The organism is Vibrio sp. V42_P2S4T144 (genome assembly GCF_009904715.1).
Lineage (GTDB): Bacteria > Pseudomonadota > Gammaproteobacteria > Enterobacterales > Vibrionaceae > Vibrio > Vibrio alginolyticus.
In genome coordinates, this window is record NZ_WXWS01000278.1 from 1 (window position 1) to 8443 (window position 8443).

Annotated in this window: 7 protein-coding genes; 4 read left to right on the forward strand and 3 right to left on the reverse strand. The window is 42.7% G+C overall.

Features of this window, described 5'->3' with window-relative positions; genetic code table 11:
• Positions 1-6 precede the first annotated feature (6 nt).
• Both CAG68_RS09440 and CAG68_RS09445 read left to right on the forward strand, forming a co-directional pair.
• Positions 7-321 carry a DUF496 family protein gene (locus CAG68_RS09440; RefSeq protein WP_005373603.1) on the forward strand — a complete coding sequence of 105 codons (315 nt, stop codon included), beginning with the start codon at positions 7-9 and terminating at the stop codon, positions 319-321.
• A 121-nt stretch (positions 322-442) separates the two neighbouring features.
• A complete protein-coding gene (locus CAG68_RS09445) occupies positions 443-1786 on the forward strand; it encodes an MATE family efflux transporter (RefSeq protein WP_025767935.1) in 1344 nt (447 codons plus the stop codon).
• Positions 1787-1854: 68 nt separating this feature from the next.
• Here the strand turns inward: CAG68_RS09445 and CAG68_RS09450 are convergent, their stop codons facing one another.
• Positions 1855-4491: a hybrid sensor histidine kinase/response regulator gene (locus CAG68_RS09450; protein WP_086047506.1), complete on the reverse strand. Its 2637-nt coding sequence runs from the start codon at positions 4489-4491 to the stop codon at positions 1855-1857.
• A gap of 615 nt (positions 4492-5106) precedes the next feature.
• Between CAG68_RS09450 and CAG68_RS09455 the strand changes: the two genes are divergently transcribed.
• A complete protein-coding gene (locus CAG68_RS09455) occupies positions 5107-6540 on the forward strand; it encodes a glyceraldehyde-3-phosphate dehydrogenase (protein ID WP_025767937.1) in 1434 nt (477 codons plus the stop codon).
• Positions 6541-6780: 240 nt separating this feature from the next.
• The gene (locus CAG68_RS09460) at positions 6781-7002 is read left to right on the forward strand and encodes a hypothetical protein (protein ID WP_005373607.1); all 222 of its coding nucleotides are present in this window, start codon (positions 6781-6783) and stop codon (positions 7000-7002) included.
• A 125-nt stretch (positions 7003-7127) separates the two neighbouring features.
• On the opposite strand, the gene CAG68_RS09465 is transcribed toward CAG68_RS09460, so the two are convergent.
• The gene (locus CAG68_RS09465) at positions 7128-7457 is read right to left on the reverse strand and encodes a hypothetical protein (RefSeq protein WP_005373609.1); all 330 of its coding nucleotides are present in this window, start codon (positions 7455-7457) and stop codon (positions 7128-7130) included.
• A gap of 329 nt (positions 7458-7786) precedes the next feature.
• A complete protein-coding gene (locus CAG68_RS09470; protein ID WP_005373611.1) occupies positions 7787-8401 on the reverse strand; it encodes a LysE family translocator in 615 nt (204 codons plus the stop codon).
• Positions 8402-8443: the final 42 nt, after the last annotated feature.

Below are 8443 nucleotides of genomic sequence, written 5' to 3' on the forward strand. Positions count from 1 at the left end.
AGAACTATGAGTAGCGTATTTGAAATCGTTAACCAAGCTCGTCGTAAAAACAAACTAAAACGTGAGCTTCTTGATAACGAGAAGAAAGTTCGTGATAACCGTAAACGTGTTGATCTTCTAGAAAACCTTCTAGACTACATCAAACCAGAAATGACTCACGATGAAATCGTCGCAATCATCAAAAATATGAAAGCAGACTATGAAGATCGTGTTGATGACCACATCATTAAAAGCGCTGAGATCTCTAAAGCACGTCGTGACATCAGTCGTCGCATTCGTGAGCTGACTGAAGAAGACAAGCAAACTAGCGGCAAAAAATAAACGCGTAAGCTAGATTTTCGAACCCCGAGCAAGAATATCTTCCTCGGGGTTTATTTTTGTCTCTAAACTAACCGCCGTGTACAATCAATCTAACTCTTATTCCTAACGCATTCAGCTTTCTATGTCTTCAACTACGACAAGTACACAACCAACGCTTGCAAAACAATTATTTACGATGACCTGGCCAATGCTTTTTGGCGTTCTGTCTTTAATGAGCTTTCAGCTTGTGGATAGCGCGTTTATCGGTCAGCTCGGCGTTTTACCGTTAGCCGCTCAAGGTTTCACTCTGCCTTTGCAAATGGTCATTATCGGCATTCAAGTCGGTCTAGGAATCGCAACGACAGCGGTCATTTCTAAAGCTCTTGGAGCGAATGAAAGTCGGTATGCCAAACAACTTGGCGGATTAGTATTGATGATCGGCTCAATTGGTGTCGCTATTTTTGGCGGGCTAATTTGGCTTTTGCGCTACCCCATTTTAGCTCTATTAAGCGCTCCAGAATCTGTTATGCCGATAATCGACAGTTACTGGCCTTGGTGGTTATTAAGCTCATGGACTGGTGCGGTTTTGTATTTTTATTACAGTATCTGCCGAGCTAATGGCAATACAATGTTACCTGGCACAATGATGATGATAACCAGCGGCGTGAACCTTGTACTCGATCCGCTATTTATTTTCACGTTTGACTTGGGTATTAACGGAGCGGCAATAGCAACCATCGTCGCTTTTGGGTTTGGTATTTTAGTCGTCGCTCCTCGCGTGAAGAAGAATCACTGGGCAACGACACAATGGCAAGATCTTAACGTAGCCAAAAGTGTTGCATCTATCGGTAACATTATGGGCCCCGCGATGATTAGCCAACTGCTGCCACCGTTGTCTTCCATGCTAGCAACAAAATTATTGGCGAGCTTTGGAACCGCAGCAGTCGCCGCTTGGGCGCTTGGTTCACGCTATGAGTTCTTTGCTATCGTTTCGGTCTTGGCGCTGACAATGTCTATGCCTCCAATGGTTGGACGCTTACTTGGAGCAAAGAACTATGAAGATATCCAAAGGCTCGTCAGTATTGCCGTAAAATTCATTCTAGGTTTCCAACTTTTGATTGCTGCCATTACATTTGCCGTCGCAAACCCACTCGCATTATTGATGACAAGTGATGTGCAAGTGGAGCAAGTCTTGGAAATGCATTTACTGATAGTGCCGATCAGTTTGGGGTCATTAGGGGTTTGTATGCTAATGGTTTCTCTTTGTAATGCATTAGGCAAATCTTACACCGCGCTCACTATTTCAGCGCTGCGCTTGTTTGTCTTTTTCCTACCGTGCTTGTGGGTTGGCGCTCAAATGGATGGAATCCGAGGTTTACTCTTAGGCGCTTGTATCGGCAACCTGTTAGCTGGTGTTTCCGCATACCTAACCTATCGCCAAACCATACGCAAACTCGCAGGCGCTCAAGCCAACGCACAACAATGAATAATCAGAACTAAGCCCCTGAAGTGGGGCTTTATCGTTTTGACACCTTGTCTAAGTTGAAATGTTAGCTAGGCGAGTTTTAATTCACTAAAGAGCTCAAATAACTGGTTCGATTTATACGGCTTAGGTAAATAAGCATCCATGCCTGCCGCAAAACAGTTGTGGATGTCTTCTTCCAAAACACTCGCAGTGAGTGCGATAATCATCGTTTTTTCGCGTCCTGCTTTCTTTTCCCAACGACGAATTTCTTTCGTCGCGGTCAGTCCATCCATCACGGGCATCATGCAGTCCATTAAAATTGCATCGAATTCTTCTCCCTTTGTGATGGCTTCTAACGCTTCTTGACCGTTGCTTGTTATCAAATAGTCATAACCTGCTTTATCCAGAAAAAAACTCGCTATTTTCTGGTTCATCAAATTATCCTCCGCAATTAAGATCCTCCGATGAGAGCGCGACGCTCGATATTCAGAGCTGACAACATTATTGGTGACATTGTCACTTGATATAGTCTTTTCAACCTTAGCTAAATCATCAATGACATGCTTAAATCGATTGCCAAGGAAAGGTAATGTGAGTACGGCATGTACTTTTTCTGCATTTTCGTAGGGAGTGGATAAATGATGCTGGCAAATAATCACACGGCGAAGATCGTAATTAAATGATAGATTATCCAAGATTTCATCGGTATTAGCGTCGTTACTGTGGCACAGAAATATGACATCAAAGTCATCATTTATCGCTTGCACTTCATTCACATTATTAACACCAAAGAGATTGATTTTCGCTAAGCGACACTCTTTTAATACTTGGTCGGCGTAGTCGTAATTTGAGCAGATCAAAAGCCCTTTATTAATCACCTCCGAACGCCAGCCAAACACCGGAATTGCTTCAACCTCAATCGAGAATTCAAAGCATGTGCCCACTCCTTTTGTAGATGTTGCTACGAGCTTGCCCCCCATCATCGACACAAGCTGACAACAAATTGCCAAACCCAACCCTGTACCGCCAAATTGCCTCGACACTCCTTCATCTTCCTGAGTAAAGGGTTCAAAAATCGTGGTTAACTTATCTTGATCAATGCCTATTCCGGTATCTTCTACTTTAAACGTCAGCACTCCACGTTCTTTCTCAAGTAACTCCTCATAACTAACATCAACGCATACATGCCCACTTTCGGTAAACTTAACCGCATTCGATACCAGATTCGTAACTACCTGTTTGACACGATGATCATCGACCATCACGCGAATGGGGATATTTTCAGCTAAATTAATACCTAACTTTAGCTGTTTAGATGTTGCTTTGGATTGGAATAAAATCATCGACTGATACACGACTTCTCGGATATCCGCTTCTACTAGTGACAGCTCCAATCGTCCAGACTCGATTTTAGAGAGATCCAATATATCGTTAAGTAAAGTAAGCAGCGTTTGAGATGAGGAGTCAATGTCATCAACAACTTCTTGTTGATGCGAAGACAACTCACTTTGAGAGAGTATTTCTGTCATGCCCATGATCCCGTTAAGGGGCGTGCGGATTTCATGTGACATGTTGGCAAGAAACACAGATTTTGCACGATTAGCCGATACTGCTGACTCTTTTGCATGCAGTATTTCTTCAGTTTGTCTCTGCATTTCTTCAACCACTCGATTCACTTGCTGAGCAAAAATGGTCAGTTCATCACTTCCATCAACTTTGACTTTTGTTTGCTTCTCTTCGGAGTTGATCAACGCGTTTAAAGTATGAATGATCGCATCGAGTTTGCTGTTAACGCGGAACCAAGTACTAAATCCGAGCCAACAAAGCAGGATAACCACTAAGGCAACGCCAAAACTGATCATGGCTATATTGGCCTTTTGTTCATGAACCTGCGTGAGAAGCGACTGCTCAGTTTGTTTGGTGAACCCATCGATGAGCACTTGTAAGCGCTGCACACGAAAATCGAGTTCTTTTAAATACGCGGCGTAGTCACTTTGTGACATGTCTCCTGACATTAATTGTCCGCGAGACGCCAAGTTTCTCTGATATCTCGGCGAAGTAAACAAGCCAAGCAATTTATCCACTTGCTCGTATGACCCACCTAAGTTTAAAAACGCATCCAAATTTTGCTGCTGTCGGTCAATCGCCTGATAAAACATACTTTGACTTAGCCGACTCTTAGGGTCTTGGACTAAACGGTTCGTCAGCCAAGCTTCTTTCTGTGTCCAAAAAGAGAGCTGAGCAAGGTAGGCAATAAAATTTTGCATGCGAATGCCATCGTCACTGCCATACCATTGATGATTTTGCAACAAAGAGCGCGACATATTTTGGAGCTGTTGAAATGCCCAATCACCCAGGTCGTCCATCTCACTCAATCTACCTGACAATACCCCCAGCATGGCTTCTTTCAGTTCATCAGCATACTCAGCAGTATTAGGGTTACTCACAAACTTTTGATGCAAAGAAGAAATAACTTCACCTTGTTCTTCAATATTAATGGCTGCAGAGACTTGAAGATCAGGCTGTCGGCGTACTTTCTCTATGGAGTAAATAAAGTGGGAGGCCTTGGATATCAATTGGAAACCTTGAATATTGCTAACCGTTTGATTGAGACGGCTCACGCGCAACGCATTATCAGAAAACTGCTGAACTGCAAATACCACGATTACCACAGCGGGTAATAGTGCGAGGAGTGCTAAGCGTGTTTTTATTGATAATCTCAACATCCATCAGCCTAATGGTTGATTTCATCCGTTTATTTAATATTAGACTAGTTTCCCGCATTGAAAGGCATATACGACATTGTTACTTTCAAACAACATTCACCTACCTAGATTATGGTTATTGTGAGTGTTTTATCATCGGCTAATGAAGTGGCAATTGTGATTTAAGTCATATTTTTTGATCTTAAAGTTGGATGCAAACAATAAAGTTTCACTCACAACTAAGAGTCGCATCACTTTTCAGGAAATCATCTATTGTATGTTTACCTATTGAGTTGCCTTATCGAGTCAAATCACACAAAAATGCAAAATATCCATTTTTGTCAACAAAACTAATTTGAAAGCAAACGTTATCATCGCAAAAAAAGTAAGTTACTTTCTAAATGTCAATACGTGAAAACCACTGCTTTAGTCACATTAATCCACCACTAACGTCCCCTTAAGTAGTGTTTTACACTGGATTTAATTTTCCTAGCAGAATAAGGACTCCGACCTTAGAATCCGCACACATAACTATTACAACCCGATTACATAACCCACCACACTCTTGCACGCTGCCGAAGAGGCAACAACAGAGAGTATGGTTAGCCCCCAAAACGTGAAAGGTCTAATACAACAATGAGTCCAGAGAAATATCTCCAAGACTGGCAAACTAGCCAAACGATTGCTGAATCTATTTCCCCTCTAATTGGTAAGCTATATCGTCAAAAAGGAATCGAAGTGGTTCTGTTTGGTAAAACGCTTATTAATGCTACTACTATAGACATTCTCAAAACTCATCGCGTTGCAAGACGTTATACCGGTAACCCACTTTCGCTTGAGCACACGATGCCTATTATTCAAGCTCTTTGTGAAATGAGCATTTCTTCATGCCGTGTCGATGTTGGCCAATTGGCAACTATGTACTGGAATGAACATGACGATACAAGCTCTCTAAACGATTTCCTTATCACTGCACTTGATGGCGCTCGCGACGCAGATTCTTCATTGAAAGCGCGTGATGTGGTTCTTTACGGGTTCGGTCGCATTGGTCGACTACTTACTCGCCTTCTCATTGAGAAAAGTGGTCCAGGTTACCCACTAAGACTACGTGCGATTGTGGTTCGTGGCGGTAAAAAAGGCGATTTGGAGAAGCGTGCTAGCTTGCTGCGTCGTGACTCAGTTCACGGTCAGTTCAACGGTAGCATTGTTATCGATGAAGAGCGTAAAGCACTGATCGTTAACGGCAACTACATCCAAATCATCTACGCAAATAACCCAAGCGAAGTGGATTACTCAGCTTTCGGTATCAATAACGCGCTAGTTGTTGATAACACAGGTGTTTGGCGTGATTCTGAAGGCCTGAGCCAACACTTAGCGTGTAAAGGCGCAGAGAAAGTACTGCTAACAGCACCAGGTAAAGGTGACATCAAAAACGTTGTCTTCGGTGTAAATGAGTCGGTAATTAAAGAAGATGACACCATCATCTCTGCGGCAAGCTGTACAACAAATGCAATCACGCCAGTCCTTAAGGCTCTGAACGATAAATATGGTGTTCTTTCTGGCCATATTGAAACCGTGCACTCATACACAAACGACCAAAATTTGATCGACAACTTCCACTCTGGTGACCGTCGCGGACGTAGTGCTTCACTAAACATGGTTCTGACTTCAACAGGTGCGGCAAAAGCAGTTGCTAAAGCATTGCCAGAGCTTGCAGGCAAGCTAACAGGCAACGCGATACGCGTACCGACACCAAACGTTTCTATGGCAGTCGCTAATCTAAACTTAGGTGAAGACGTAGACCGTGATTCACTGAACGATTACTTGCGTGAAATGGCGTTGAACTCTGAGCTTTCGGCACAGATTGACTACACCGATTCAACAGAAATTGTATCAACTGACTTAGTTGGCTCTCGCCATGCAGGCGTCGTAGATGGTCAAGCGACTATCGCACAAGACAAGCGTTGTGTACTTTACATCTGGTACGACAACGAATTCGGTTACAGCTGCCAAGTTGTGCACTGTATGGAACAAATGATGGGTGTTCGTTACCAAACATTCCCTCGATAGGTGAACTTTGCTCCACAACGTTAACCACATAGCGTAGCGGACAATATCTCATATTTGTTCTAAATAATAAGCGCCATGCGCATTACTAATATTTTTCCCCGTTTATACGCCTGATCACCCTCAGGCGTTTTTTCGTTTCATTCATTTGACACTCTCCGGACAAAGTGAACGTCAGCATTCATGTTTTGTTCATGTTCACAGCATTAATCTGAGCACATAAATTACAGAGAGGTCATGATTATGAATCGGATTATTGTAACTGCACTAGCACTGATTACCGGCTTTTTTACGTTAGTATTTAGCTTGATCATTGCGATTCCGTTGACCATCGCAGCATTAATTACCGGCAAGCGTATTGAAAAGCGCGTCAAGAAAATGCAGAGAGAAATGCACGAAGAGTATGAGTTTAATACAGGTAAAGCAGATGCGATTGAAGGTGAATTTGAAGAGGTTCGCCGGTAAGTATATAAGATTTAGATGAGTTTCTCTCCCCCGACCGCTCCTGAGAAACTTCTTGCTTTCACCCTGTCCTTAAAATGGCAGGGTGCTTTTTTGAAAAGCACAATGTTGAATAAGCACCTAGCGGTTTATTGCTTTATCTTTTTGTTGTAGGAGGCTGTGTAACCAGCCTCCCATAAATCACCATCGACACCAGAGTATGGGTTGGATTCTTTCGGAGCGCCGCTTAGGCAAGCATCTTTGCCTTCCTTCTTAATTTCATCGATGTGATTTAAAACAAAGTCAAAGTGTTTAGGGTCAGCCTTTTGTAGTAACCCGTACAAAAGGCCAAAGCCAAGCATCGTAAATACAAACAGTTCAAAAAACACCCAAATGCTCTTTGTTGAAAAGAATATCCAAGCAACGCTGCAAACACTGGTCAAAATTACTACTGGAGCTAAATCTACTATTCTTTGCATATTGCTCTCACCTTCTAAACGGTCATGAAGTCTCTACCCCTTTCATAGGGTAAGTAAGAGGAAAGTCCGTTTTTATCCAATAAAGCACTCTCGACTTAATATGCGACACTGTTAGTATTAACGTTAAGTGGCTATCGTTCTCATTATAACAATGCGTTGGAAAGTAGCTTTCACAGCAAATGAGAATATGAACCAAAGTAACACTATTGATAATATTAATTTTAGCAACGTTTAGCGTCAGAATTACGTAAATTGTGTAAGGGTTACTGAGAGTAGACAAAAAAGCAGCCACACGGGCTGCTTTTAGTATTTCTGTCTTGCGAGCTTGTCTATACCGTTACGACCACTCTAAGAGCCAGCAGCATGAGTACTACTCCTGACAAACGATCAATCAACACTGCCTTAGAGCGAATTCTGTCAACGACTTTAGAGCTCGATAGCACTAGGGTAATAAAGGTGTACCAAAGCCCATCCACAACAAACGGCGTGGCAACAATGATCATCTGATTACTCAAATCATTACCGAGCGCGACAAACTGACTGAATAATGCGATAAAAAACAAAGCAATTTTGGGACTTAAAATCGAGATAAAAAAGCCTTCTCGCGCAGACTGGATTACCGTTGTCTCCTCACCTGACTCCAACTTCGCAGCCACACCACCTTTTGAACGCAAAGCATTAAACCCTAAATACGCAAGATATGCCGCACCCACAAGGCTAATCGTCTTGAACAGCATCGGGCTTTGCTGCAAAACAACAGCGAGACCAATCAAGGTAATAAACGCATATATACCAATGCCAAACGCATGAGCCCAAGCCGTAGCTAATCCATTGATACGTCCACCAGCCAACGAGTGCTTAGCGACAATAGCTAAGCTGGGACCTGGTGACATAGCCCCTAATAAACACACGGTAAAAAGTGATAACCAAACTGTTAGTGTCATAAGAATTTCCCCTCTTTGAAGCTCACTCTATCAACGGAAGAG

Bases quoted from the DNA above. Each gene is read 5' to 3' on its own strand.
- CAG68_RS09440 (WP_005373603.1), top strand. From the start codon at position 7: ATGAGTAGCGTATTTGAAATCGTTAACCAAGCTCGTCGTAAAAACAAA.
- CAG68_RS09445 (WP_025767935.1), top strand. From the start codon at position 443: ATGTCTTCAACTACGACAAGTACACAACCAACGCTTGCAAAACAATTA.
- CAG68_RS09450 (WP_086047506.1), bottom strand. From the start codon at position 4,491: ATGTTGAGATTATCAATAAAAACACGCTTAGCACTCCTCGCACTATTA.
- CAG68_RS09455 (WP_025767937.1), top strand. From the start codon at position 5,107: ATGAGTCCAGAGAAATATCTCCAAGACTGGCAAACTAGCCAAACGATT.
- CAG68_RS09460 (WP_005373607.1), top strand. From the start codon at position 6,781: ATGAATCGGATTATTGTAACTGCACTAGCACTGATTACCGGCTTTTTT.
- CAG68_RS09465 (WP_005373609.1), bottom strand. From the start codon at position 7,457: ATGCAAAGAATAGTAGATTTAGCTCCAGTAGTAATTTTGACCAGTGTT.
- CAG68_RS09470 (WP_005373611.1), bottom strand. From the start codon at position 8,401: ATGACACTAACAGTTTGGTTATCACTTTTTACCGTGTGTTTATTAGGG.